20 protein-coding genes, 4 tRNA genes and 1 other RNA gene are annotated in these 24,512 nt (G+C 73.0%); 14 read left to right on the top strand and 11 right to left on the bottom strand.

Annotated features, from left to right (window positions below; genetic code table 11):
- Positions 1-205 precede the first annotated feature (205 nt).
- On the top strand, positions 206-1,708 hold the full coding sequence (locus ACFYYB_RS28400) for a helix-turn-helix domain-containing protein (protein WP_389438536.1): 1,503 nt from the start codon (positions 206-208) through the stop codon (positions 1,706-1,708).
- Positions 1,709-1,826: 118 nt separating this feature from the next.
- Positions 1,827-2,690 carry a universal stress protein gene (locus tag ACFYYB_RS28395; RefSeq protein WP_389438534.1) on the top strand — a complete coding sequence of 288 codons (864 nt, stop codon included), beginning with the start codon at positions 1,827-1,829 and terminating at the stop codon, positions 2,688-2,690.
- Between the two features lie 59 nt (positions 2,691-2,749).
- Here the strand turns inward: ACFYYB_RS28395 and ACFYYB_RS28390 are convergent, their stop codons facing one another.
- The 5 genes from ACFYYB_RS28390 to ACFYYB_RS28370 form a co-directional block, all read right to left on the bottom strand.
- Positions 2,750-4,450 carry an aspartate:alanine exchanger family transporter gene (locus ACFYYB_RS28390; RefSeq protein ID WP_389438532.1) on the bottom strand — a complete coding sequence of 567 codons (1,701 nt, stop codon included), beginning with the start codon at positions 4,448-4,450 and terminating at the stop codon, positions 2,750-2,752.
- A gap of 107 nt (positions 4,451-4,557) precedes the next feature.
- Positions 4,558-5,334, bottom strand: a complete 777-nt coding sequence (locus ACFYYB_RS28385) for an SDR family oxidoreductase (protein WP_389438530.1) — start codon at positions 5,332-5,334, stop codon at positions 4,558-4,560.
- A gap of 52 nt (positions 5,335-5,386) precedes the next feature.
- Entirely contained in the window at positions 5,387-6,280 is an 894-nt protein-coding gene (locus tag ACFYYB_RS28380) for an RNA polymerase sigma-70 factor (protein ID WP_389438528.1), read from the bottom strand.
- A 9-nt stretch (positions 6,281-6,289) separates the two neighbouring features.
- Complete coding sequence (locus ACFYYB_RS28375; protein WP_389438526.1) at positions 6,290-7,030, bottom strand: histone deacetylase; 741 nt, start codon at positions 7,028-7,030, stop codon at positions 6,290-6,292.
- A gap of 157 nt (positions 7,031-7,187) precedes the next feature.
- Positions 7,188-7,275, bottom strand: a tRNA-Ser gene (locus ACFYYB_RS28370).
- A 128-nt stretch (positions 7,276-7,403) separates the two neighbouring features.
- Between ACFYYB_RS28370 and ffs the strand changes: the two genes are divergently transcribed.
- The 6 genes from ffs (at position 7,404) to ACFYYB_RS28340 (ending at position 15,777) form a co-directional block, all read left to right on the top strand.
- An RNA gene (gene ffs / locus ACFYYB_RS28365) (signal recognition particle sRNA small type) lies at positions 7,404-7,502 on the top strand.
- Positions 7,503-7,661: 159 nt separating this feature from the next.
- Positions 7,662-9,872 (top strand): DNA polymerase III subunit gamma and tau, encoded by a 2,211-nt coding sequence (locus ACFYYB_RS28360; protein ID WP_389438524.1) that lies wholly within the window; start codon positions 7,662-7,664, stop codon positions 9,870-9,872.
- A 60-nt stretch (positions 9,873-9,932) separates the two neighbouring features.
- Positions 9,933-11,186 carry a phosphoribosylamine--glycine ligase gene (gene purD / locus ACFYYB_RS28355; protein ID WP_389438522.1) on the top strand — a complete coding sequence of 418 codons (1,254 nt, stop codon included), beginning with the start codon at positions 9,933-9,935 and terminating at the stop codon, positions 11,184-11,186.
- 309 nt (positions 11,187-11,495) lie between these two features.
- Positions 11,496-13,118 carry a hypothetical protein gene (locus ACFYYB_RS28350; RefSeq protein ID WP_389438520.1) on the top strand — a complete coding sequence of 541 codons (1,623 nt, stop codon included), beginning with the start codon at positions 11,496-11,498 and terminating at the stop codon, positions 13,116-13,118.
- Between the two features lie 180 nt (positions 13,119-13,298).
- Positions 13,299-14,786: a N,N-dimethylformamidase beta subunit family domain-containing protein gene (locus ACFYYB_RS28345; RefSeq protein WP_389438518.1), complete on the top strand. Its 1,488-nt coding sequence runs from the start codon at positions 13,299-13,301 to the stop codon at positions 14,784-14,786.
- Positions 14,787-14,874: 88 nt separating this feature from the next.
- A complete protein-coding gene (locus ACFYYB_RS28340; protein ID WP_389438516.1) occupies positions 14,875-15,777 on the top strand; it encodes a phosphoribosylaminoimidazolesuccinocarboxamide synthase in 903 nt (300 codons plus the stop codon).
- A 115-nt stretch (positions 15,778-15,892) separates the two neighbouring features.
- On the opposite strand, the gene ACFYYB_RS28335 is transcribed toward ACFYYB_RS28340, so the two are convergent.
- The 6 genes from ACFYYB_RS28335 to ACFYYB_RS28310 form a co-directional block, all read right to left on the bottom strand.
- A tRNA-Gly gene (locus ACFYYB_RS28335) sits at positions 15,893-15,965 on the bottom strand.
- A gap of 24 nt (positions 15,966-15,989) precedes the next feature.
- Positions 15,990-16,601: a response regulator transcription factor gene (locus ACFYYB_RS28330; RefSeq protein WP_250751962.1), complete on the bottom strand. Its 612-nt coding sequence runs from the start codon at positions 16,599-16,601 to the stop codon at positions 15,990-15,992.
- Positions 16,598-17,842, bottom strand: coding sequence for a sensor histidine kinase (locus ACFYYB_RS28325; protein WP_389438514.1), 1,245 nt, complete (start codon positions 17,840-17,842; stop codon positions 16,598-16,600). Before ACFYYB_RS28325 ends, ACFYYB_RS28330 begins: the two co-directional genes overlap by 4 nt.
- Before the next feature lie 138 nt (positions 17,843-17,980).
- A tRNA-Gly gene (locus ACFYYB_RS28320) sits at positions 17,981-18,053 on the bottom strand.
- A gap of 79 nt (positions 18,054-18,132) precedes the next feature.
- Positions 18,133-18,204: transfer RNA gene (locus ACFYYB_RS28315), tRNA-Gly, on the bottom strand.
- Positions 18,205-18,290: 86 nt separating this feature from the next.
- The gene (locus ACFYYB_RS28310) at positions 18,291-18,608 is read right to left on the bottom strand and encodes an Lsr2 family protein (RefSeq protein WP_327305876.1); all 318 of its coding nucleotides are present in this window, start codon (positions 18,606-18,608) and stop codon (positions 18,291-18,293) included.
- A 355-nt stretch (positions 18,609-18,963) separates the two neighbouring features.
- On the opposite strand from ACFYYB_RS28310, the gene purS reads away from it, so the two are divergent.
- From purS to ACFYYB_RS28280, 6 genes are all read left to right on the top strand, one after another.
- Complete coding sequence (gene purS / locus ACFYYB_RS28305) at positions 18,964-19,215, top strand: phosphoribosylformylglycinamidine synthase subunit PurS (RefSeq protein WP_008740952.1); 252 nt, start codon at positions 18,964-18,966, stop codon at positions 19,213-19,215.
- A 2-nt stretch (positions 19,216-19,217) separates the two neighbouring features.
- Positions 19,218-19,898: a phosphoribosylformylglycinamidine synthase subunit PurQ gene (gene purQ / locus ACFYYB_RS28300; protein ID WP_266907118.1), complete on the top strand. Its 681-nt coding sequence runs from the start codon at positions 19,218-19,220 to the stop codon at positions 19,896-19,898.
- Positions 19,895-22,144: a phosphoribosylformylglycinamidine synthase subunit PurL gene (purL, locus tag ACFYYB_RS28295; RefSeq protein WP_389438513.1), complete on the top strand. Its 2,250-nt coding sequence runs from the start codon at positions 19,895-19,897 to the stop codon at positions 22,142-22,144. Before purQ ends, purL begins: the two co-directional genes overlap by 4 nt.
- Before the next feature lie 121 nt (positions 22,145-22,265).
- On the top strand, positions 22,266-22,811 hold the full coding sequence (locus tag ACFYYB_RS28290) for a hypothetical protein (protein WP_389438512.1): 546 nt from the start codon (positions 22,266-22,268) through the stop codon (positions 22,809-22,811).
- 44 nt (positions 22,812-22,855) lie between these two features.
- Positions 22,856-23,647, top strand: a complete 792-nt coding sequence (locus ACFYYB_RS28285) for a sterol carrier family protein (RefSeq protein ID WP_389438510.1) — start codon at positions 22,856-22,858, stop codon at positions 23,645-23,647.
- A gap of 37 nt (positions 23,648-23,684) precedes the next feature.
- Complete coding sequence (locus ACFYYB_RS28280; RefSeq protein ID WP_389438508.1) at positions 23,685-24,509, top strand: META domain-containing protein; 825 nt, start codon at positions 23,685-23,687, stop codon at positions 24,507-24,509.
- Positions 24,510-24,512 lie beyond the last annotated feature (3 nt).

Genomic DNA, 24,512 nt, shown 5'->3' with positions numbered 1-24,512 from the left:
TTTCGGCGGTTCGGCTCCCTCAGTGAAACAACGGGCCGGGCGCCGGGACGACTGGTCCCCGGCACGGAAAAACACCAGGGCCGACGGGGCCTGTCTGGTGAATCATCCAAGAGGCTGTCCGGCTGGTTGCCCTTGCATTTACCATGGCAACCCTCATATTCGCCTCGCGATTGTGGGCTGCCACCCGCCGCAAGGAGTCCCCGCCATGCACGTCCTCGACCTGCTCCAGTCCGACAACCTCGGCCTCACCCTGCTGTGGGGCGAGCAGTCCCTTCTCGGCCAGGAGGTCAGCGGGGTGACCGCCACCGACCTGGAGGACCCGGGCCGGTTCCTGGGCCCCGGAGAGCTCGTGCTCAGCGGCCTCGTGTGGTGGCGTCCGGGGGCATCGGCCGCCGCCAGGACCGACCGCTTCGTCGCGGCCCTCGCCGACGCCGGAGCGCGGGCCCTGCTGGCCGGCGAGGAGACCCACGGAGGGGTGCCGGAGGAGCTCGTCGCCGCCTGCCGGGCCCACCGGATGCCGCTGGTGGCGGTCCCCGCGCAGACCAGCTTCCGGGCCGTCACCGAAGCGGTGTACCTGCGCCAGTGGGGCGACCTCAGCAGGCGCCCCACCCGGCACTTCGCGCTGCCCGAGAACGTGCGCGGCGAGCTCAGCCGGCTCCTGGAGGGCGGGGCCGGGCCGGCGGAGCTGCTGGACCGGGCGTGCGCGCACCTGGGCCGGCTGCCCTGCTACCTGCTGACCGCGAGCGGCCGCACGGTGGCCCGTACCCCGTCGGCTCCCGCGATCCCGGCGCGGCGGGCCGCCTCCGCCGCGAAGGGCGGGGTCTCGCTGGGGGTGGAGAGCGAGAGTTCCCCGTACGACGCCTGGCTGCTGCACGTCCCGGACGCGGACGCGGCGCCGCCCCGGGTGCTCCACGAGATCGCCGAGGTGTTCGCGCAGTACCGCGACGGCCTGGCCCGCCGGGAGGCCGCGCGACGGGCCGCCGCGGGGGACCTGCTCGCCCTGGTGGCGGCCGACGCCGAACCGGACCTCCTCGGCGCCGCGCTCCAGGCGGCGGGACTGCCCGCGGGGGGCCCGTACCGCGTGCTGACGGCGACCGACGGGGACGCGCTGGCGGAGGCGCTGGGGCACCTGGAGGGCGCCCGGTGGGCGGCGGGCCCGGGCGGGGCGGTGCTCTACGAGGGCCCGGCCGACGGGGGCGCTCCGGATGCCCCGGACGGCGCGGCCGATGCCGCCGGGGCGGCCACCGCCCGTCTCGCCGACCGGCTGCGCGCGGTGTGGCCGCTGCTCCGGGCGTGCGCCGAACCGGGGACCGACCTGCGGCTCGGCGTGGGCGCGCGGACGGCTTCGGCCGAGGGGCTACGCGCGTCACTGTGCCAGGCGAACTTCGCGCTGACGGCGGCGGACGCGGAGATCGCGGTCCGCGGGGTCGAGCAGCTGGACACCCTGGCCGAACTGCTGTCGGGGGTCCCGCCGGAGGTCCGGGGGGTGTTCGGGTCGCGGACGCTGGGCCCGCTCGGGGACGGGATGCTCAGGGAGACCCTGGAGGTGTTCCTCGCGAACAACTGCTCGTGGACGCGTACGGCGGAGGCGCTGCACCTGCACGTGAACACGGTCCACTACCGGATCGAGCGCGTGGAGGCCCTGACCGGCCGCGACCTGTCCCGCCTCGACCACAAGCTGGACCTGTACGCGGCGCTGCGCTGCTAGAGGGAGCAAAATGCTCCTAACGGGGCAAAGAGCCCAATTGGCGTAGCGTCGTAGTCGTAGACACAGTCGCAGTGGCAGTCGTAGGAGCGACCGGAAATGTGAAAGAAGGGTGCCGCCGATGTCCGTCCCGTCCGCCCAGCCTGAACCGCTCACCCCTCCCGCCCCGCCCGCGCTCCCCCTCCTCGTCGGGTTCGACGGTTCGCCCCGGAGCGTCGCCGCCGCCCGCTGGGCCGCCCGTGAGGCCCTGGCGGCCGGGGCGCCGCTCCGGCTGCTCCACGTGGGCCAGGCCTGGCCGACCGTCCAGCCGATCTCCGTGGAGTTCCAGCCCGTGCTCGGCGCGAGCGAGCACGTGGCGAGGACCGCGCTGGCGGCCCTCGCCGAGGAACTCCGCACCACCCACCGCGGCCTGACCGTCGAGACGGCCACCGCCGAGGGCGGACCCGGCAACGAGATCCCGCGGGCGGCCGCCCAGGCGGACGCCGGGCTGATCGTGCTCGGTGCGAGCGGCGAGGACCACCACGTGCTTCCGCGGGTCGGCTCCACCGCGCTGCACGTCGCGGGGCGCGCCGAGATCCCGGTCGTCCTGGTACGGGACCCCGTCGCGCGCGCACCGCACGGACGCGGGGTCGTCGTCGGGGTGGACCCGGCGGGCGACCACGGCGCGGTGCTCGACTTCGCGTACGCCTGGGCCGCGCGGCACGCCCTCCCGCTGCGCGCGGTGCACGCGGCGGCGTCGGGCCCGGCGGCACCGGAGCCGCTCGAAGCGGCCGTGGCCGCGGCCGGCGCGCGCTACCCGCAGGTCCGGGCCGAGTGCGTGACCCGCTCCGGCGACCCGGCGAAGCTCCTGCTCGAGGAGGCCGCCGAGGCCGACCTCCTGGTCGTGGGCCGCCGCCACCACCGCCCCCTCCACGGCATGGGCCCCACGGACCACGCGGTGGCCCACCACGCCCACAGCCCGGTGGCCCTGATCCCCCACGGCTAGGCCGTCTCTTTCGGATCTTGCCGCTCGGCCGACAAGATCCGAAAGAGACGCCCTAGTCCTCACCGCCGCAGCAGCACGATCACCGACCCCCACATCGTCAGCAGTACGTTGCCCAGGGCGTACGGGACCGTCGTCCCCAGGGCCGGGATCTGACTGCGGGCGCGTTCCGTCAGGGCGCCCAGCGCGGCCGTCGTGGTCTGGGCTCCGGCCAGGGCGCCGAGCAGGATCGGCAGGGGGAGCCGCTGCACGAAGTGCCCGTAGGCGAATCCGGCCAGCAGCGGCACGGTCGTCACGGCGGCGCCCCACAGCAGCAGCGGCCAGCCGGCTTCGCGCAGGCCCGGCATGAAGCTCGGGCCGGCGTTGAGGCCGACGACCGTGACGAAGACGCACAGCCCGAGCGTGCCCATCAGCCATTGCGCCGCGGACGGCAGGTTCCCGTACGTGGGGTACTTGCTCCGGATCCAGCCGAAGACCAGCCCCATCAGCAGCGCCCCGGTGGAGGTGGACAGCGACAGCGGAGCGCCGGCCGCGTGCAGCGCCGGGATGCCGAGGCAGCCGCCGAGGAAGAGCCCGAGCGCGATCCACACCATGTCCGTCGCGAAGCTGGTCGGCACCGGCTTGCCCAGCGCCGCCGCGGCCGCCTCCACCCGGCTGCGCGGCCCGGTCAGGACCAGGGTGTCGCCCCGCTCCACGGTGCTGTCGAGACGGACCCGCAGGTCGGCGCCGGCCCGCCAGTGCTCGTCGACGAAGACGCCCGGCATGAACGCCTCGTGGCGCAGGGTGCGGATGGTGCGGCCGCTGAGGTTCCGGTCGGTGATGACCACGTGCAGGGACTCGGTGCGGTAGGCGAGCAGCTCGAAGTCGTCCGTCTCCATCCCGATGTGCGTGCGCGCGTCGTACGCGACGAGGTCGCCGCGGACCGCGCTGACGGCCAGGACGTCCCCGATCTCGACGCGGGTGTCCGCGGTGTGCTCCAGGATCTTCCCGGCGCGGCGCAGCCGGGTGATGTAGAGCCGCCGCCCGGCGGCCTTCTGCTCCGCCTCGAAGTCCCCGATCGTGCGCCCGGCGAAGGCGGCCACGTCGACGGCGTACGCGCGCAGCACGTGCTTGTAGTAGCCCTCCCCGGCGTCGGGGTCGTCCTCGGCGGCCTCCAGGTCGGCGGCGAGCACGGCGCTCTCCTCCGCGAGGTCCCGGCGCAGCAGGCGCGGCAGGATCCCGGCGAGGAGCAGCGCGGGCAGGACCGTACCGAGGGGGTACGTGACCGCGTAGGCGACGGCGATCAGATGCGACTGGTCCCGGGCCTCGGCCGCGCTGACGCCGGGCAGGTGGGCGATGGCGTCGGAGCCGACGCCGATGACGGCGGACTGGGTGAGGCCGCCGCCGAGGAGACCGGCGGAGAGGCCGGTCCCGTAACCGGCGAGGGTGGCGAAGGCCCAGGCGGAGGCGAGTCCGGTGACGCAGACGATGAGGGCGAGGACGACCTGGGGGAGGCCGTCCTTGCGCAGCGCGCGGAAGAACTGCGGGCCGACGTCGTAGCCGAGGGCGAAGAGGAACATGAGGAAGAAGACGGACTTGATCGGACCGTCGATCTCGACCTTCGCCTGGGAGCCGATGACCAGGCCGGCGACGAGGCATCCGGTGACGGCGCCCAGCGCGATGGACTTGTACCGGATGCGGCCGAGCAGGAAGCCGACGGCGATGGTCAGGAAGATCAGCAGCTCGGGGTAGGGCCGGAAGATCTCGTCCCGGAGCCAGTCCATCCACACCTCCTCGGCCGTCTCGGGAAACGGTATGTGCCGGTATGCCCGCCCGCATGTTCAGGGCGCCGCCCCGATCCGCCGGCCGGGCCCGCCGCCCGGAGGCGGGGTCAGCGGGCGAACCGCTCGGCGAGGTACTGCTCCCAGGTGCGCCGGCCGAGCGCGTGGCCGGGGGCGGTCAGGTGGCCGGCGCGCCAGGCGGCCCCGATCTTGCCGGGGACCCGGACGGGGAGGACCGGGCGGCGCTTGCCGGCGGCGCGCAGCCAGTCCCTGGCGAGGCCGGCGGCCGGGTACACGGTCGGGCCGGCGAAGTCGGGTACCCGGCCGGCCGGGTCGCCGAGGGCCAGCTCGACCAGCCGGTCCGCCACGTCGCCCGGGTCGACCGGCTGGCAGTCGGTGCCGGACGGTACGAGGACCACCGGAAGCTTGGACAGGGCGCCGAAGGCGAGGTCGAGGAGCGCGGGGAACTGGGTGGCCCGCAGGTTGGTCCAGCCGGTCCCCGAGCCGGCGAGCAGTCGCTCGCCCTCCAGCTTGACCCGGTAGTACGGGTAGGGGGTCCGGTCGACGCCGACGATCGAGATGTTGACGACGTGCTCGACCCCGGCCCGCTTCCCGGCGTCCAGCAGGTGCCGGAAGCCGGGGAGGTCGTTCTTGAAGTGCCGGATGTCGCTCGCGCAGTGGATGACCGTGCCGACGCCCGCGAGCGCCTCGTCGAGCCCGGCGCCGGTGGTCAGGTCGCCGGTGCGCCAGTCGACCCCCGCGTCATCCGGCAGCGCGGTCCTGCGCGTGAGCGCACGCACCGGGCGGCCGGTGCGGCGGACCCGCTCCAGCACCTCGCGGCCGAGCATGCCCGTCGCCCCGGTCACCATGATCGTGTCGTTCTTCATCAGTCCCAGCCTTCCGAATCCGCGCTTGCCGTCACGGATGAAGACCGGCGGGTCAGCCGTTCTGTGACAGCTCTCGGAGCTGAATCGCGAGGAAGGCGAGTTTGTCCGGGTTCAGGACGAGCCGCACGCCGGTGATCCCGCCCTCGCCGAGCTCCAGCGCCCCGAAGGCGGTCAACTCGCCGTCCGCCCAGCCGAGCACCGCCGGAACGCCGTTCACCTCGGCGAAGGAGATCTGCACGCCGCTGACCCACCGCGCGAAGAGACCGGCCAGGAAACGGGCCGCGTTGTCCCGCCCGGCCACCGGCCGGCTCGCAGCGCTCGCCTTGCCGCCGCCGTCCGACCAGACGACCACCTGCTCGGAGAGCAATTGCTCCAGCTGGTCCATCGCACCCTCGGACGCGGCGGCCAGGAACCGCGCGAGCAGCTCGTCGTCCTGCTCCCTCGAGGAGGTGAACCGGGGGCGCCCGTCGGCCAGGTGCTGTTTGGCCCGGCGGTAGAGCTGGCGCGCGTTCGCCTCCGAACAGTCGAGTACGCCCGCGATGTCCCGGTGGCTGTAGTCGAAGGCGTCGCGCAGCACCACGGCGGCCCGCTCGGGCGGCGACAGCCGCTCCATCAGCGTCAGCACGGCGAACGACACCGAGTCCCGCTGCTCGGCGGTCTCCATGGGTCCCAGCACCCCGGCGCCGGTCCCCACCGGCTCCGGGATCCAGGGACCGAAGTACTCCTCGCGCCGTACCCGGGCGGAGGCGAGCCGGTTCAGGCACAGGTTGGTGACCACCTTGGCCAGCCATGCCCCCGGCGCCACCACCTGGCCGCGGTCGGCCCCGTGCCACCGCAGGTACGCGTCCTGCACGGCGTCCTCGGCCTCGGCCGCCGAGCCGAGCATCCGGTACGCCAGCGAGAACAGCCGTGGTCGGTGGGCCTCGAACTCCTGTGCCGTGTCCATGGCCCCACGCTAAGCGCGGGCCTCCGGCGAACCCCCGGCAGGCCGCTCCGTGTACTCCGTGATCTCCGTGCGTTCCGTGAGCTCCGTGCGTTCCGTCAGCAGGCCGAGCACCTGTCGCGGCGTCCAGTGGCCGGCCGCGCCCGGGCAGGCGGACAGGTAGTCGGCGATCTCCCGCTCCGCCCACGGTCCCGACTCCAGCAGGCCGGACGCCAGGTACCGCAGGTACGCGGCCGACGGCGCGAGCGGCTCGACGTCCCCGACGGACCACGGGGCGGTGAAGGTCAGCACGGGGACGCCCTCGACCGTCCCCGGGCAGACCAAGGTCTCGTACCGGCCGCCGCCCGCCTCGTCGCGGCCGTCGCGCAGCACCCGGGTGAGGTCGAGGTCCGCTCCCGGTTCCCGGTACATCTCCTGTGCGGCGATGTCCGAAAGCTGGCTCACGGTCAGGAGGTGGGCCCGCCCGAGCAGGCGGCCCGGCGCCGACGGGTCGTAGAAGCCCCTGCCTCCCGTCCACACCGGGGACTCGGTGGCGAAGTAGAGGCACCCGGCGAGCCGGACGGCGATCGAGCGCTCCGGAGCCCGGCGGTCCCGGCAGCCGGGATACGAGCGCGCCGCGCCGGGCGGCGTTCCGCCGGCGATGTAGGCGGTGAGCCGGTCCATGTGCATGTTGGAGCCGTACGAGGCGTACCAGACCCGCCGGTGGACGCGGGGGGCCTCGACGCCGAGCGGGACGGCGGTGTGGACGACCATGCTGTTCCTCGCCTGTGGGAAGGGGCGCGGCATCGGGTTCGTCGGCCGCGGGCGGCCCGGGGTGACCCGGTTGCGTACAGAACCCACAATCCGTGGAACGTCGAAGAGCCCCACCGCAAGCGGTGGGGCTCTTCGACTTATTGCCCGGTGAGAGCAATGGCGGAGGATACGAGATTCGAACTCGTGAGGGGTTGCCCCCAACACGCTTTCCAAGCGTGCGCCCTAGGCCACTAGGCGAATCCTCCGGGGCAAACAATACAAGACGTTGAGGGGTGCTCGCGAACGTGATCGTCGGGCGGACCCGGCTCGGGGTCCGAGCCGGGTCCGCTCGGGGTCCGGCTCGATTCCGGGGCCCTCCATCCGCTAGGGTGGGGCCAGCCCCTCACGTGGCGCTATCTCACCCAACTCCCCCAGGGCCGGAAGGCAGCAAGGGTAAGTGGGCTCTGGCGGGTGCGTGGGGGGCGCTTTGCGTTCCGGGACGGGTCGGGCCGGCCGGGCCGCTTTGCTTGAGTACCGCGGGAGACCGGACGTCCCGGTGTGGACGTGTGGACCGGGTGGACCGGGTGTCCCGCCGCGGGCCTGGCGGGTCTGCGGGCCACCGTTGTCGGTGCGCCCGGATAACCTCGTATACGTGTCGTCCCTTGCGCTGTACCGCCGCTACCGCCCCGAGTCGTTCGCCGAGGTCATCGGGCAGGAGCATGTCACTGACCCGCTGATGCAGGCCCTGCGCAACAACCGGGTCAATCACGCGTACCTGTTCAGCGGTCCGCGAGGCTGTGGCAAGACCACCAGCGCGCGCATCCTCGCCCGCTGCCTGAACTGTGAGCAGGGCCCCACGCCCACGCCCTGCGGCGAATGCCAGTCCTGCAAGGACCTCGCGCGCAACGGGCCGGGGTCCATCGACGTCATCGAGATCGACGCCGCCTCGCACGGTGGTGTGGACGACGCCCGTGACCTGCGCGAGAAGGCCTTCTTCGGGCCCGCCTCCAGCCGGTACAAGATCTACATCATCGACGAGGCGCACATGGTCACCCCGGCGGGCTTCAACGCCCTGCTGAAGGTGGTCGAGGAGCCGCCGGAGCACCTCAAGTTCATCTTCGCCACGACCGAGCCCGAGAAGGTCATCGGGACCATCCGGTCCCGGACGCACCACTACCCCTTCCGGCTCGTGCCCCCGGGCACCCTGCGGGACTACCTCGGCGAGGTCTGCGGCCGCGAGGGCGCGCACGTCGAGGAGGGCGTGCTGCCGCTCGTCGTGCGCGCCGGCGCCGGATCCGTCCGTGACTCCATGTCCGTCATGGACCAGCTCCTGGCCGGCGCCGCCGAGCAGGGTGTGACGTACGCCATGGCCACCTCGCTCCTCGGGTACACCGACGGGACCCTCCTGGACGCCGTCGTGGACGCGTTCGCCGCCGGGGACGGGGCCGCGGCCTTCGAGATCGTGGACCGGGTGGTGGAGGGCGGCAACGACCCGCGCCGCTTCGTCGCCGACCTGCTGGAGCGGCTGCGCGACCTGGTGATCCTGGCCGCCGTGCCCGACGCCCGGGAGAAGGGGCTCATCGACGCCCCGAACGACGTGGTCGAGCGGATGCAGGCCCAGGCCTCCGTGTTCGGGGCCGCCGAGCTGTCCCGTGCCGCCGACCTGGTCAACACCGGGCTCACGGAGATGCGCGGGGCGACCTCGCCGCGGCTGCAGCTGGAGCTGATCTGCGCCCGCGTGCTGCTGCCCGCCGCCTTCGACGACGAGCGTTCCGTGCAGGCGCGGCTCGACCGGCTGGAGCGCGGCGGTGCGGCCCAGGCCGCCGCCGCCTTCGCCCCCGCCCCCGCCATGGGCTACGTACCGGGGCCGGAGGCCCACGCCATGGCCCCCGCGGCCGTACGGCCCCCCGCGCAGCCGGCTCCGGCGCACCAGGCCCCCGCCCCCGTGCACCAGGCCCCCGCTCCGGTCGCGGCCCCGGCGGCCCCCGTGGCCCCGCCCGAGCCGGCGCCGGTGGCCCCGGCCGCCGCCGCTCCCGGGGCCTGGCCCGGCGCCGCGCAGCCCGGCGGCGGCGCCCCCGGTGCCTGGCCCGGCGCCGCTACCCCCGGCGCCCCCGCGGCCCCGGCTCCCGCCCCGGCCCCGGCCGCCGCCCCCGCCGCGGGTGCCTGGCCCGGCGCGGTCACTCCCGGCGCCCCGGCCGCTCCCGCGGCTCCCCCGGCGGCGCCCGCGGCCGCCCAGGCCTCCGCTCCGGCGGCGCCCGCCGCCCCGAGCCCCGGCATGGCCGCCGGGGCCGGGCAGATCCAGGCGATGTGGCCGGCCGTCCTGGACGCCGTCAAGAACCGCCGCCGCTTCACGTGGATCCTGCTGAGCCAGAACGCCCAGGTCGCCGGTTTCGACGGCACGACCCTCCAGCTCGGCTTCCCCAACGCCGGAGCCCGCGACAACTTCGCGAGCAGCGGCAGCGAGGACGTCCTCAAGACGGTGCTCGCCGAGCAGTTCCAGGTCACCTGGAAGATCGAGGCCGTGGTCGGCGGGGGAGCCCAGCCCATGGCCCCCGTGTCCGCGTCCTCCTACGGGGCTCCGCCCGCGCCCGCCTACAACCAGCCGCCGGCCCAGCAGGCACCGCAGCAGCAGCCCCAGCAGTCGTACCAGCAGCAGCCGCAGCAGCAGCCGCCGTCCCAGCAGCCGCAGCAGTCCCAGCAGCAGCACCAGCCGCCCACCCAGCAGGCGCCCCCGCCGGTCGCCCCCGAGGACGACGTCGCGGAGGCCGACGACCCGGACCTGGTCGACACCGCGCTGAGCGGACACGACCTGATCGTGCGCGAGCTCGGAGCCACCGTTGTAGAGGAATATACGAACGACTAGGGGGTCCGACTTGGGTGCCCGCACGAAGGGCATCCGGTAACGCGGGCTAGTCTTCATCGCGTGAAGGTCCTCGTCATCGGCGGCGGCGCCCGCGAACATGCCCTGTGCCGCTCTCTGTCCCTCGATTCCGACGTCAACGCGCTGTACTGCGCTCCCGGCAACGCCGGCATCGCCGAGGTGGCCGAGCTCCGCCCCGTCGACCCCCTCGACGGCGAAGCCGTCGCCCGCCTCGCCACCGAGCTCCGCGCCGACCTGGTCGTCGTCGGCCCGGAGGCCCCGCTCGTCGCCGGCGTCGCCGACGCCGTCCGCGCGGTGGGCATCCCCGTCTTCGGCCCGTCCGGCGAAGCCGCGCAGCTGGAGGGTTCCAAGGCCTTCGCCAAGGACGTGATGGCCGCCGCCGGCGTCCCCACGGCCCGCAGCTACGTGTGCACCACCCCGGAAGAGGTGGACGAGGCCCTCGACGCCTTCGGCGCCCCGTACGTGGTCAAGGACGACGGCCTCGCCGCCGGCAAGGGCGTGGTGGTCACCGACGACCGGGCCGCCGCCCGCGCCCACGCGCTGGGCTGCGACCGCGTGGTCATCGAGGAGTTCCTCGACGGCCCCGAGGTCTCCCTCTTCGCCATCACCGACGGCGTCACCGTGCTGCCGCTCCAGCCCGCGCAGGACTTCAAGCGCGCGCTCGACGGGGACGCGGGTCCCAACACCGGCGGCATGGGCGCGTACTCCCCGCTCCCCTGGGCGGACCCGAAGCTCGTCGACGAGGTCATGGCCTCCGTCCTGCAGCCGACCGTGGACGAGCTGCGCCACCGCGGCACCCCCTTCTCCGGGCTGCTCTACGCCGGCCTCGCGATCACCTCGCGCGGGACCCGGGTCATCGAGTTCAACGCCCGCTTCGGCGACCCCGAGACCCAGGTGGTCCTGGCCCGGCTGCGCACCCCGCTCGCCGCCGTGCTGCTGAACTCCGCCAACGGCACCCTGGACACCCTGCCCCCGCTCAGCTGGCGCGAGGACGCGGCCGTCACCGTGGTCATCGCCTCCCACAACTACCCGGAGACCCCGCGCACCGGGGACCCCATCACGGGCCTGGCCGACGTGGCCGTGCAGGACGCCCCGCACGCGTACGTCCTGCACGCGGGGACCCGCACCGAGGGCGACCAGGTCGTCAGCGCCGGCGGCCGCGTGCTGTCGGTGACGGCGACCGGTTCCGATCTGGCGGAGGCCCGGGACAGGGCGTATAAGGCGGTCGCGCGGATCGGGCTCGACGGCTCGCAGTACCGCACGGACATCGCGGCGAAGGCGGCCGAATCCCGCTGACCGGCGGCATTCAGAGGCATTTCACAGAAGCGGGCCCGGTACGCACTCGGTGCGGCCGGGCCCGCGCGCATGCTCGCGTGCGAGTGCATCCGGCCGCGTTCGAACGCACCCAGCTTTACCCAAAGCCATTCCATCGGGTGATCGTCACCCGGTCTGCCTGACGTCCGCCTCCGCCCCAACTATGGTGCGGCGCAAGCATTCCGGCTCTCATTCCGGCACATGGCCCACCGGCATTGCGATGTCGGTGGCTGGTGTCACAGTGGGGGAGTGAGCAACGCCGCCGCATGGCAAAGGGGGTGAGGTCCGGCCGTGTCCGGAACCGGTTCGATCGCTGAAGTGGGTACGCCGTCCGCACGTTCCCGTGCCTTGGCCGTGCTGCGTGTGCGCAGCAGGGCACTGGCCGTCGGGCTGCTGCCCGCCGCCGTGGCCGTGGTGCTGGTGAGCGCCCGTACGACGGGCCGGCTCGCCGGTGACCCCTGGCCGGCCGTGACCCTGACCGTGTGCGCCGTCGCCGCGTTCGTCCTGCTCGTCGGCGGGATCTTCGCCGCCGTCGTGCTGCGGGCCGGCCCCGCCATGACCCCGACCGTGCCGCTGTCGGAGTCCGCGGCCCCCGATCTCTACCGGCTCGTACGGGACCTGGCGGACCGGATGGACGTTCCGGCGCCCTCCGCGATAGCCCTGACCCCCGACTGCGACAGCTGGCTGGAGGACCGCACGCATCCGGCGCACCGCCGTGCCCGCGGCCGCGCGCTCATATCGGGCGGGGCCGCCGGAGCGGGCGGTCCGGAGTGCGAGCCCGGCGCCGCCCCGGTGCTGGTGATCGGCTCGCCGTTCCTGTGGTGGATGCGGGTCGCCGAGCTCCGCGCCGTCCTCGCGCCCGTCGTCGCCGGTACGGGACCCTCCGCGCACCCGGACATAGCCGACGCGCGCGGATTCGTACGGGGCCTGGACGCCGCCGTGGACGTGGGCGGCCGGCGCTTCCTCGGCTGGATCGCCGCCCCCGCCCGGCTGCTGCTGCGGCTGTGCAGGGTGGACGCCGCCGAGATGGAGCGCGGGGTGGCCGCCGCCGCCTCGGACCGTGCACAGGGTGTGGACTACGCGCTGCGGATCGTCGCCCAGGAGCAGGTCGGGCTGGCGTACGCCGGCTGGGACCGGCTGCTGACCCGTGTCGCCCTGCCCGCCTGGCGGATGGGCCGCTGGCCCGCGCACCTGGACGCGGGAGTCGTCTCCGCGCTGACCGAGCTGTCCCGGCGCGACCGGCTGGCCGACGGGTTCACCTCCCGGCTGGGCGAGCGCCCGGCCTGCGATCTGCTGGACCAGCCGGGTGCGGTGGACGAGGCCGCCTCGCTGCTGGCCGCGCGGCTGTTCCACGGCGGTCCCGCCGAGGCCGGGCCGGACTGGTCGCCGGTGGACTGGGCGGCCTATCCGGAGGAGGTCGTCGACCGGAAGTGGCGCACGGAGGCGGCCCGCCTGCTGGCCGCCCTGGACGCGCTGTCCGCCGCGCCGGGCCCCGCCGCCTCCACGGTGGAGCGGGTGCTGACCTATCTCGCTGCCGACGCCGCCACCGACGCCGACGCCCTGGCGGGCCGGCTGAGCGGTGACCTGGCGCGCGAGGCCGTACCCGCCGCTTCGGCCGCCGCCGGAAGCGGGGCCGACGCGCTGCCGCTGTTCCCGCTGGAGGCTCCGCGCAGCGGGCGGGACCTGCTGGCGGACCACGTCGTGGCGCTGGTGTGCTGCGCCGCGGTCGATTCCGCGGGAGGCGAGCCCGGGCTGGACTGGCTGGACGGGCCGGTCCTGCTGGTCGCCGGGGTGCGGCGGGCCGATCTCGCCGGACCGGTGCTCTCGCTCGTGGAGGACCGGGACCCCGGCCCGCTCCGGGACTGGCTCGCGGAGGTCGGCGTACGCCCCGAGAAGCCGGTCCGCCTGGTCTAGGCCGCAGACGGCCTTGCCCTCCGGCCCCGTCGGCCCCGCCGGCCCCCTTGGTCCCGGGGCCGGGCCCCACCGGGATCCCCGTTGAAGTTTTCGCGACGAACGGTGACGGAGTGCGTGCGTTATGTGATGTGCTGGGGACCGGTCGGGGCGTTCGGGGGAGCGAGGGAGGGGAGCAGGGGTATGGGTGCGGAGCAGATCAGGCGTTGGGAGTCGGGTGCGCTCGCGCACGCGGTGACCGATCCCTTCGGCCAGGGCCCCCTGCCGTGGTTCCGGGGGAGCGAGCTCTACTACGACGACAACGGCCAGGTCGTGCCCTGGTACGTGGATCCGGCCGTGGCCGCCGGGCCGGGCCAGCAGATCCCCCGCGCCCGTGGCGCGGGCGGCCCCCGCACCGCCGACGACGTGCACCGGCAGATCAAGGGGTTCGCCTCCACCGGAGCCGTCTCGCCCGGTGAGGCCATCGACTTCCACATCACCGTGGATCCGCCCCAGCAGTTCTCCGTGGACGTGTACCGCATCGGGCACTACGGCGGCGACGGTGCCTCCAAGATCACCACCAGCCCGCGGCTCTCCGGCATCGTCCAGCCCGCGCCCCTGACCGCCGACCGCACCGTCTCCTGCCACCACTGGTGGCTGTCCTGGCGGCTCCAGGTCCCCTCGTACTGGAGCATCGGCGCCTACGTCGCGGTCCTGACGACCGCCGACGGATACCGCTCGCACATCCCCTTCACGGTGCGCGACGACCATCCGGCCGATCTGCTGCTCCTGCTGCCCGACATCACCTGGCAGGCCTACAACCTCTACCCGGAGGACGGCAGAACGGGCGCGAGCCTCTACCACGCCTGGGACGAGGAGGGCCGGCTGCTCGGGGAGCGCGACGCCGCCATCACCGTCTCCTTCGACCGCCCCTACGCGGGCGCGGGCCTGCCCCTGCACGTGGGCCACGCCTACGACTTCATCCGCTGGGCCGAGCGCTACGGCTACGACCTCGCCTACGCCGACGCCCGCGATCTGCACGCCGGCCGCGTCGACCCCACCCGCTACCGCGGCCTGGTCTTCCCCGGCCACGACGAGTACTGGTCCGGCCCCATGCGCCGCACCGTCGAGCGCGCCCGCGACCACGGGACCTCGCTCGTCTTCCTCTCCGCCAACACCATGTACTGGCAGGTCGAGCTCTCCCCCTCGCCGTCCGGGGTCGACGACCGGCTCCTCACCTGCCGAAAACGCCGCGGCCCCGGCCGCCCCAGCCTCTGGCGCGAGGTGGACCGCCCGGAGCAGCAGCTGCTCGGCATCCAGTACGCGGGACGGGTCCCCGAGCCCGCGCCCCTCATCGTGCGCAATGCCACGCACTGGCTCTGGGACTCCACCGGAGCCGCCGAGAACGACGAACTCCCCGGCCTGGTCGCGGGCGAGGCGGACCGGTACTTCCCGCGCACGCAGCTCCCCGAGCACCGGAGCCGGATCCTGCTCGCGCACTCCCCGTACGAGGACGGCGACGGCCACCGCCGCCACCAGGAGACCTCGCTCTACCGGGCTCCCAGCGGCGCGCTCGTCTTCGCGTCCGGAACCTTCGCCTGGTCCCCGGCCCTCGACCGCCCCGGGCACGTGGACGAGCGGGTGCAGCGGGCCACCGCCAACCTCCTCGACCGCATCTGCAAGAGGGACTGAGAGCGGGACCGCCGGACCCGTTGTCCGTGTTCGCGCACCGGTACGGGAGAATGGGCCGCGCGCTCGTACAGAACCACAGGGAGACTCCGTGCCCGGATTCGTCGAAAAGCCCGAGCCGGTCCAGGTGCCCGGCCTCGTCCACCTCCACACCGGCAAGGTCCGCGACCTCTACCGCGACGAGGACGGGAACCTGGTGATGGTCGCCAGCGACCGGATCTCCGCCGCCGACTGGGTGCTGCCCACGGAGATCCCGGACAAGGGCCGGATCCTGACCCAGCTCTCCCTGTGGTGGTTCGACCAGCTCGCGGACCTCGTCCCGAACCACGTCATCAGCACCGAGCTGCCCGCCGGCGCCCCCGCCGACTGGGCCGGCCGCGCCCTGGTCTGCCGGAACCTCGCCATGGTCCCCGTCGAGTGCGTGGCCCGCGGCTACCTGACCGGCTCGGGCCTCGCCGAGTACGAGAAGACCCGTACGGTCTGCGGTCTCGGCCTGCCCGAGGGCCTGGTCGACGGTTCCGAGCTGCCCGGCCCGATCTTCACCCCGGCCGCCAAGGCCGAGGTCGGCGAGCACGACGAGAACGTCTCCTACGAGGAGGTCGCCCGCACCCAGGGCGCCGAGACCGCCGCCCTGCTGCGCCAGACCACCCTCGCCGTCTACGGCCGGGCCCGGGACATCGCCCGCGACCGCGGGATCATCCTGGCGGACACCAAGTTCGAGTTCGGCTTCGACCAGGACGGCAACCTGGTCGCCGCCGACGAGGTGCTGACCCCGGACTCCTCCCGCTTCTGGCCGGCCGACCTGTGGGAGCCGGGTCACAGCCAGCCGTCCTTCGACAAGCAGTACGTCCGCGACTGGCTGTCCTCCCCCGCCTCCGGCTGGGACTCCAAGGGCGAACTCCCGCCGCCCGCCCTCCCGCAGGAGGTCGTGGAGCAGACCCGGTCCCGCTACGTAGAGGCCTACGAGCGCCTCACCGGCCTGACCTGGGCCTGAGCCACACGGCTGAGAACGGCGAAGGGGCCCCGGAAACGGGCCCCTTCCTCCGGGGCGGCGCTCCCCCGGGAACGAAAGAAGCCCCGGTCCGAGGACCGGGGCTTCTTCACTGCTGAGCGGACAACGCGACTCGAACGCGCGACATCCACCTTGGCAAGGTGGTGCTCTACCAACTGAGCTATGTCCGCAGGTGCGCCGTAGCGCGAGAACTACTATACCCAACCCCGGGCCCGTGCGAGACGCACCGCCGTGTGCCGGTTCTCGGCCCCCAGCTTGGTGGCCGCCGAGGACAGGTAGTTCCGTACCGTCCCGGGGGACAGCGAGGCCCGCTCCGCGATCTCCGCGATCGGAGCCCCGTCCCCGGCCAGTTCCAGCACCTCCGCCTCGCGGGCGGTCAGCGGGGAGTCGCCCGCGCTGATCGCGTCGGCCGCCAACTCCGGGTCCACGTAGCGGCCTCCGGCGTGCACGGTCCGGATCAGCTCGGCCAGCCGCTGCGCCGAGACGGTCTTCGGCGCGAAGGCCCGTACGCCCGCGGCCAGCGCCCGCTTCAGGTGCCCGGGCCGGCCGTGGCTGGTCACGATCATGGTCTTGCAGTCGGGGAGTTCGGCCCGCAGGGATGTGGCCACGCTCACACCGTCGGCCCCCGGCATCTGCAGGTCCAGCACCGCCACGTCCGGCCGGTGGGCCCGCGCCATCGCGAGCGCCTCCGGCCCTGAGGCGGCCTCGGCGACGACCAGCAGGTCGTCCTCCAGTCCCAGCAGCGCGGCGAGCGCGCCCCGGATCAGGTGCTCGTCGTCGGCCAGCAGTACGCGTACGGGGGTCATACCCGCGCCTCCAGTTCTCGGATCGGACCGGCCGCCGGGCCGGGGATCCGCGCCCGCAGCCGGAACCGGCCGCCGTCCACCGGGCCGGCCTCCAGCGTGCCGTCCAGTACCGCGAGCCGTTCCCGCAGGCCCGCGAGCCCCGAGCCCGGCGGCCCGGCCGGGGTCTTGGGGGCCCCGTCGTTCTCCACCACCAGCGTGAGCGCGCCCGAGGGGCCCGCCGTCAGCCGGATCACGCAGCTGCGGGCGTCGCCGTGCCGCAGTACGTTCGTCGTCGCCTCGCGCACCACCCAGCCGAGCGCCGACTGGGCCTCGGCGGGCAGCTCGTGGCCCTGTTCGTACTCGACCCGGCAGTCCATCCCGGCGGCGTGCAGGACCCCGCGCGCGCCCTCCAGCTCCACCGCGAGGTTCGCCTCGCGGTACCCGCGGACCACGTCGCGGACCTCCTTCTGGGACTCCCGGGCGATCCGCTGCACCTCGATCATCTGGTCGACGGCCTCGGGGCGTTCGCGCCGCGCGAGCTGCACGGCCAGCTCGCTCTTGAGGGCGATGACCGCCAGATTGCGGCCCATCACGTCGTGCAGGTCCCGGCCGAACCGCAGCCGCTCCTCGGCCACCGCGAGCCGCGCCTGGACCTCGCGGGCCCGGTCCAGCTCGTAGACGGTGTCGAGCAGCCAGCCGGAGAACCCGCAGGCGAAGGAGAAGAAGGCGCTGCTCAGCAGCACCCCGACGGCCAGACCGGCGGACTCGCCCACCGAGATGCCGAAGGCGAGGGACGCCAGGCCGGCGAAGGCGGCCGCGACCGGAGCCACGTAGCGCATCCGCCGGACCTCGCGCAGGCACAGGACGATCGTGCCGCTCGTGAAGCAGGTCATGCCGGCGACGAGGGTCGGTGCCAGCTCCCGGTCGCCGGTGAGGCCGGCCGCGCGCAGGCCGAGGACGCCCAAGACGGCGGCGGCGGTGAGGCCGGCCACGGTGGCCGCGAGCCGCACGGGGCGCTCGCGCCGCCCCAGGATCCAGTCGAGCGACCGGGAGGAGAGGAAGCCGACGACGAGCGAGTGCGCGCACACGGTCAGGAAGAGCGTGGCCGTGACCGCCGCGGGGACCTTTCCGGGGGTCGACCCCAGCACGGCCAGCCCGATCGACACGATCTCGAGGGCCACGAAGAGGTGGAACGACCAGCGCGTGTACAGCTCGACCTTCCCCGCACTGCTGCGGTTCTTCCACCAGCCGCTGAGTTTCATGGCCCCAGTCTCGCGGTCCGCGGGCCGCGCGGGCCATGACACCTGTCATGGATCCCGGAGCCGACGGACAACCACGACGGACAACCGGACGGAGATACGACAAAGGCCCCGGTCGATGACCGGGGCCTTCATTCGCTGAGCGGACGACGCGACTCGAACGCGCGACATCCACCTTGGCAAGGTGGTGCTCTACCAACTGAGCTACGTCCGCATGCTTCCCACGACAAAACTGCCGTGCGATGCGTGCATCACTCTACCTGATCCACAACCGTGGTCGGTAAAGCGAGCAGAGCGGGTGACAGGGATCGCACACTGCGCCTTCCTCCTGGAAGGAGGATGTTCTGCTACTGAACTACACCCGCACGACTTCGGGGTCTGACCTGCGGCCTCGCCCCTTGGCGTGATCCACACACTAGCGGATCGGTGGGGGTGGATGGCAAATCGGCTCTCAGTGCGCGGCGTTGTACTCCTCGTAGACCTTCTTGGGGATCCGCCCGCGCGGCGGCACGTCGAGGTGGTTGGAGCGGGCCCAGGCCCGGACGACCGCGGGGTCGGGGGCGATGGAGGTGTGCTTGAAGGTCTTGCCGGAGCGGGCCTGTCGCCGGCCGGCGGCCACGAAGGGGGCGAGGCTCTTCCGCAGTTTCTTTGCGTTGGCCACATTGAGGTCGATCTCGTACGACTTACCGTCCAGCCCGAAGACGACCGTTTCCGATGCATCTCCGCCATCGATGTCGTCGGAGATCGTGACTACTACGCGCTGCGCCACGGATATCGGTCCCTTCGTGCGACGCCGCTCCCGCTGACGTGCGCGGACGGAGCGGTGATGTCGCCTGTGTGGATGTATCGGAAGAATGCATCTTTCTGGCGTCACCGTGCACCGGAAAATACCGGCGCGACGGCGGATTCCTTTGTACCCCGATTCTCATTGCATTGCGAAGCCCAGTTAATTGTCTCCGCGTGTCCCGCCGCAATGCCGGACGCGTGGTTTTCCGGCGGATTTTGCGAAGCGTTGGTGAAGTTGAAACGGCGTGGAGGATCATACAAGAGAGATATCTACCCGCGTAGAAATTTCCTCCAGGTACGCTGAGGGAACCGCCTTCGCACCAACCACCTCATCGGGAGTGCCAGTGGCACGCGTCGTAGTCGACGTCATGCTCAAGCCGGAGATCCTCGACCCCCAGGGCCAGGCGGTGCAGCGTGCACTACCGCGCCTGGGCTTCGAAGGGATCGCCGACGTCCGCCAGGGGAAGCGCTTCGAACTGGAGGTGGAGGGACCGGTCGACCAGGCCGCCCTCGACCGCATCCACAAGATGGCCGAAACCTTCCTCGCCAACACCGTCATCGAAGACTTCACCGTGAAGGTCGAGGCCTGACGGTGACCACTCGCATCGGAGTCGTCACGTTCCCCGGAACGCTCGACGACCGTGACTCTCTGCGCGCCGTGCGCCTCGCGGGAGCCGAGCCCGTATCGCTCTGGCACCGCGACAAGGACCTTCACCAGGTCGACGCGGTCGTCCTCGCGGGCGGCTTCTCCTACGGGGACTACCTGCGCGCCGGAGCCATCTCCCGCTTCTCGCCGGTGATGGAGAGCATCATCGAGCAGGCCAAGGGCGGCATGCCCGTCCTCGGCATCTGCAACGGCTTCCAGATCCTCACCGAGGCCCACCTGCTGCCGGGGGCGATGCTCCGCAACAACCACCTGCACTTCATCTGCCGCGACCAGAAGCTGCGGGTGGAGAACGCGGAGACCGCCTGGACCGGTGACTACACCGCCGGCGAGGAGATCTCCGTACCGCTCAAGAACATGGACGGCCGCTACGTGGCCGACGAGCGGGTGCTGGACGAACTGGAGGCCGAAGGCCGCGTGGCCTTCCGGTACCTCGACGTCAACCCCAACGGCTCGCTGCGCGACATCGCCGGCATCACCAACGCCGCGGGCAACGTCGTCGGCCTCATGCCGCACCCCGAGCACGCGGTCGAGCCGCTGATCGGGACGGGCCGCACCGACGGCCTCCCGTTCTTCACCTCGGTCCTGAAGAAGCTGGTCAGCGCATGAGCCTCGACACCGTCAAGAACGCCACCGAGACGCCGGACGCCTCCCAGCCCTGGAAGGAACTCGGCCTCAAGGAGGACGAGTACGCCCGGATCCGCGAGATCCTCGACCGCCGTCCCACCGGCGCCGAGCTCGCCATGTACTCCGTCATGTGGTCCGAGCACTGCTCGTACAAGAGCAGCAAGGTCCACCTGAAGCAGTTCGGCGAGAAGGTCCCGCAGAACGACGCCATGCTCGTCGGCATCGGCGAGAACGCCGGAGTCGTCGACGTCGGCCAGGGTTACGCGGTCACCTTCAAGGTCGAGTCGCACAACCACCCGTCGTACATCGAGCCCTACCAGGGCGCGGCCACCGGCATCGGCGGCATCGTCCGCGACATCCTCGCCATGGGCGCCCGCCCGATCGCCGTCGTCGACCCGCTCCGCTTCGGCGCGGCCGACCACCCCGACACCAAGCGCGTCCTGCCGGGCGTCGTCGCGGGCATCGGCGGCTACGGCAACTGTCTCGGCCTGCCGAACATCGGTGGCGAGGTCGTCTTCGACGCCTGCTACCAGGGCAACCCCCTCGTGAACGCCGGCTGCATCGGCGTCATGAAGCACGAGGACATCCACCTCGCCAAGGCCTCCGGCCCGGGCAACAAGGTCATCCTCTACGGCGCCCGCACCGGCGGCGACGGCATCGGCGGCGTCTCGGTCCTCGCGTCCGAGACCTTCGACGACACCAAGCCCACCAAGCGCCCCGCGGTGCAGGTCGGCGACCCCTTCCAGGAGAAGCTCCTCATCGAGTGCACCCTGGAGATCTTCAAGGAGAAGCTGGTCGCGGGCATCCAGGACCTCGGCGGCGCCGGGCTCTCCTGCGCCACGAGCGAGCTGGCCTCCGCGGGCACCGGCGGCATGCGCGTCGACCTCGACACCGTCCCGCTGCGCGACGCGACGCTCTCGCCCGAGGAAATCCTCATGAGCGAGTCGCAGGAGCGCATGTGCGCGATCGTCGAACCGCAGTACGTGGACCGCTTCATGGAGATCTGCGAGAAGTGGGACGTCATCGCCACCGTCATCGGTGAGGTGACCGACGGCGACCACCTGGAGATCTTCTGGCACGGCGAGCTCATCGTGGACGTGCCCCCGGGCACCGTCGCGCACGAGGGCCCCACCTACCACCGGCCGTACGCCCGCCCCTCCTGGCAGGACGCGCTGCAGGCCGACGACGCGGGCAAGCTGCCCCGCCCGCAGACCTCCGAGGAGCTCCGCGCGCAGGTCCTGGCCCTGGTCTCGTCGCCGAACCAGGCCTCGAAGTCCTGGATCACCGACCAGTACGACCGCTTCGTCCAGGGCAACACGGTGCTCTCGCAGCCCGAGGACGCCGGCATGGTCCGCATCGACGAGGAGACCAACCTCGGCGTGGCCATGTCCACGGACGGCAACGGCCGCTACGCCAAGCTCGACCCCTACACGGGCGCGCAGCTCGCGCTGGCGGAGTCCTACCGCAACGTGGCCGCGACCGGCGCCAAGCCCCTCGCGATCTCCGACTGCCTGAACTTCGGCTCCCCCGAGGACCCGGACGTCATGTGGCAGTTCGCCGAGGCCACCCGCGGTCTCGCGGACGGCTGCCTGGAGCTGGGCACCCCGGTGACCGGCGGCAACGTCTCCCTCTACAACCAGACGGGCGACATCGCCATCCACCCGACCCCGGTCGTGGCGGTGCTCGGCGTGATCGACGACGTCAACCGCCGTACGCCGATGGCGTTCGCGGAGGCCGGCCAGCTGCTGTACCTGCTCGGCGACACCGCCGAGGAGTTCGGCGGCTCGGCCTGGTCCGAGGTCGTCCACCAGCACCTCGGCGGCATGCCGCCCAAGGTGGACCTGGGCCGCGAGAAGCTCCTCGCGGAGATCCTGATCTCGGCCTCGCGCGACGGCATGATCGACGCCGCGCACGACCTGTCCGACGGCGGCCTGATCCAGGCGCTCACCGAGTCCTGCCTCAAGGGCGGAAACGGTGCGCGGATCGTGGTGCCCGAGGCGCTGGACGCCTTCACCTTCCTGTTCTCCGAGTCCGCGGGCCGGGCCATCGTGGCCGTCCCGCGCAGCGAGGAACTCCGCTTCACCGACATGTGCGGTGCGCGGGGCCTGCCGGCGACCCGGATCGGTGTGGTGGACGGCGAGGAGATCGAGGTCCAGGGCGAGTTCACCCTCCCCCTGACCGAGCTCCGCACCGCCCACGAGGCCACCATCCCGGCGCTGCTCGCCTGAGCCGGCGTCCTGCACGAACGACGAGCCCCCGCCCGGAACCATTCCGGGCGGGGGCTCGTCCGTTTCCGCAAGGAGCCTGCGCCGACGGCGGTGGCGGGGTCCGCGGGGGAAGGGGACGCACATGGCGCGGAGTCGGGGCCGATGGCTTCCCGGGGTGGCGCTGCCGGTGCTGCTGGTGGCCGTGGGGCTGGGTGGCTGGTACGTCTACGACTGGTACGGGGCCCCCGCGCGAAGCCGGGCGGAGATCGCCGGGGCCTGTCAGGGACTGGTCGACCCGGATGCGGTGATGGAGGCCGGAGGGTTCGGGCGCAGGATCAAAGCCGCTACCCAGGGAGAGAACCAGTGCACGCTGTCGCGTGAGGCGACCTTCGAGGGCCAGGACTACTGGCTGGAGTTCTTGTCCCTCGTAGTGACGGCCTCCCAGGACGCGGAACCCGGTGCGAGCCGGTTCGAGTGGGACGCCCGCAGCGTCACGGCCATCGCGCGGTGCGCCGACCCGGCACGGTCCGCCGGAGTGCGCTCCTTCCGGGCGACCGCCAGGATCGAGACCGAGGGCGCCACCCGCGGCAATCCGGGGTTCCTCTCCGGGCTGACCCGCGAGGCGGCCCTGCGGGCGGCGGCGAGGGCGGGCTGCGAGACCAGCCTGCCGGAGGCCCCGAGGATCTGACGGCGTGCGGCGCGGGCCGGCCAGGGCCGCGTAGGGTCGGCCCCATGCCTCCCGCGAAGAAGAAGCCGCGCACCTACGACCACGCCAGGACCCGTACGGCCGTCCTCGCGCAGTTCGGGCATGTGCGGGACGCAGTACGGGAGTTGGGCGGCGATCAGCTCGCCCGGCCCAGCGGGGTCGGGGACTGGTCCGTCGCCGAGCTGGCCGCGCACGTCGCGTGGATCGCCGACTCGCTGGCGGGCGGCCTGGCCCGGCCGCCCGCCGCCGTCGCCGAACTCTCCGCCGTCGAGTGGCCGTTCGCGACGGCCTCGCTCGCCGGGAAGATCGCCGAAGCCGCCAAGGAGACCCTGGAGGGGGCCCCGCTCGCCGAGCTCTTCGACCGGGCCGGCGCCCGGCTCGCCGAGGCGCTCGACGCGAACCCCGGCAGCCGCGTGCTGGACCTGTGGATCGGGGACATGACCCTGGCCGACTTCCTGGTCACGCGCACCGTCGAGCTCGTCGTCCACACCGACGACCTGCGCCGGGCCACCGGACGGGACGTCCCCGTGGACCGCCAGGCCCTGGCGGCCTGCACCCGGCTGCTAGCTGACGCCTTGGCGCTCAAGGCTCCGGGCGGGGCGGTGGAGTTCCGCGTCCCGCCGTTCGCGGTGGTGCAGTGCGTCGAGGGGCCCCGGCACACCCGTGGTACCCCGCCGAACGTGGTGGAGACCGACCCGCTGACCTGGATCCGGCTCGCCACCGGCCGGACGAGCTGGGCCGAGGCGCTGGACGGGGCCCAGGTCAGGGCCAGCGGCGAGCGCGCCGACCTCTCGGGCCTGCTCCCCCTGATGAGCTGACCGGGAACCGGTTCGGGGCCGGCCGCGTCCCATCGGCATGCGTACGCTCCCGCTCCTCCCCGCCGCCCTGGTCGCCGTACTCGCGCTGTCCGCCACCGCCACCGCCTGCGGTGACGGCGGGGGCACGCAGGGGACGCAGCCCTTCCACGGGTTCACCGGCCCCTGGAGGGTCGAGAGCCTGACCGTCGACGGAAAGAAGCTGTCGGCCCCCGCCTCCGCCGCCCGGCTGAACGTGGAGCGCGGCAAGGGCAACGCGGCCGAGGCCACGGGCAGCTACGGCTGCAACGGCTTCACCTCCGCGGTGGTCTTCGACTCGGCGTCCACCATGACCGTGACCCCGGGCGCGACGACCGAGATGGCCTGCGACGACCTGCCGTTCGAGACGGCCTACCGCTCGCTGTTCCGCGGCACGCTGACCGTGGAACGGAGCGGGGAGACGATCACCTTGAAGGCCCCGGACGGGAACGTGATCGCCTTGAGCTCGACGCCCCCGGCGCCCGACGCCCCGCTCGTCGCCACACGGTGGACCGTCGATTCCCTGATCAAGGGGGAGACCGTTTCCCCGGTCCCGGCAGGCACCGAAGGCCGGGCCGGCTTCACGGTGGCCGCCGACGGCTCCGTGAGCGGCAACCTCGGCTGCAACCGCTTCAACGCCTCGGCCGCCGTCGAGGGGAACCGGCTCATCGTCGGCCCCCTCACCACCACCCGGATGGCCTGTGAGGGCGGCCCCGGAGAGGTCGAGCGGGCCCTCACCGACCTGTTCGCATCCCCGCTCACCTGGAAGGTCCGCGGGGATGGCCTGACCCTCACCGCGAGCGACGGCAGGGCCGCCACCGCGAAGGCGGCCTCCGCCGTCGAGTGACCC

It is taken from the genome of Streptomyces sp. NPDC002886, from assembly GCF_042888445.1.
Taxonomy (GTDB): domain Bacteria; phylum Actinomycetota; class Actinomycetes; order Streptomycetales; family Streptomycetaceae; genus Streptomyces.
Note: the sequence above shows the minus strand (reverse complement) of the source record. Positions and strands in the feature narration are given on the sequence as shown.

Excerpts from the sequence above, each read along its gene's own strand:
- ACFYYB_RS28390 (WP_389438532.1), bottom strand. The coding sequence starts at position 4,450 with ATGGACTGGCTCCGGGACGAGATCTTCCGGCCCTACCCCGAGCTGCTG.
- ACFYYB_RS28385 (WP_389438530.1), bottom strand. The coding sequence starts at position 5,334 with ATGAAGAACGACACGATCATGGTGACCGGGGCGACGGGCATGCTCGGC.
- ACFYYB_RS28375 (WP_389438526.1), bottom strand. The coding sequence starts at position 7,030 with ATGGTCGTCCACACCGCCGTCCCGCTCGGCGTCGAGGCCCCCCGCGTC.
- ACFYYB_RS28280 (WP_389438508.1), top strand. The coding sequence starts at position 23,685 with ATGCGTACGCTCCCGCTCCTCCCCGCCGCCCTGGTCGCCGTACTCGCG.
- purL (WP_389438513.1), top strand. The coding sequence starts at position 19,895 with ATGAGCCTCGACACCGTCAAGAACGCCACCGAGACGCCGGACGCCTCC.
- ACFYYB_RS28345 (WP_389438518.1), top strand. The coding sequence starts at position 13,299 with ATGGGTGCGGAGCAGATCAGGCGTTGGGAGTCGGGTGCGCTCGCGCAC.
- ACFYYB_RS28400 (WP_389438536.1), top strand. The coding sequence starts at position 206 with ATGCACGTCCTCGACCTGCTCCAGTCCGACAACCTCGGCCTCACCCTG.
- ACFYYB_RS28395 (WP_389438534.1), top strand. The coding sequence starts at position 1,827 with ATGTCCGTCCCGTCCGCCCAGCCTGAACCGCTCACCCCTCCCGCCCCG.
- ACFYYB_RS28285 (WP_389438510.1), top strand. The coding sequence starts at position 22,856 with ATGCCTCCCGCGAAGAAGAAGCCGCGCACCTACGACCACGCCAGGACC.
- ACFYYB_RS28325 (WP_389438514.1), bottom strand. The coding sequence starts at position 17,842 with ATGAAACTCAGCGGCTGGTGGAAGAACCGCAGCAGTGCGGGGAAGGTC.
- ACFYYB_RS28330 (WP_250751962.1), bottom strand. The coding sequence starts at position 16,601 with ATGACCCCCGTACGCGTACTGCTGGCCGACGACGAGCACCTGATCCGG.
- ACFYYB_RS28290 (WP_389438512.1), top strand. The coding sequence starts at position 22,266 with ATGGCGCGGAGTCGGGGCCGATGGCTTCCCGGGGTGGCGCTGCCGGTG.
- ACFYYB_RS28380 (WP_389438528.1), bottom strand. The coding sequence starts at position 6,280 with ATGGACACGGCACAGGAGTTCGAGGCCCACCGACCACGGCTGTTCTCG.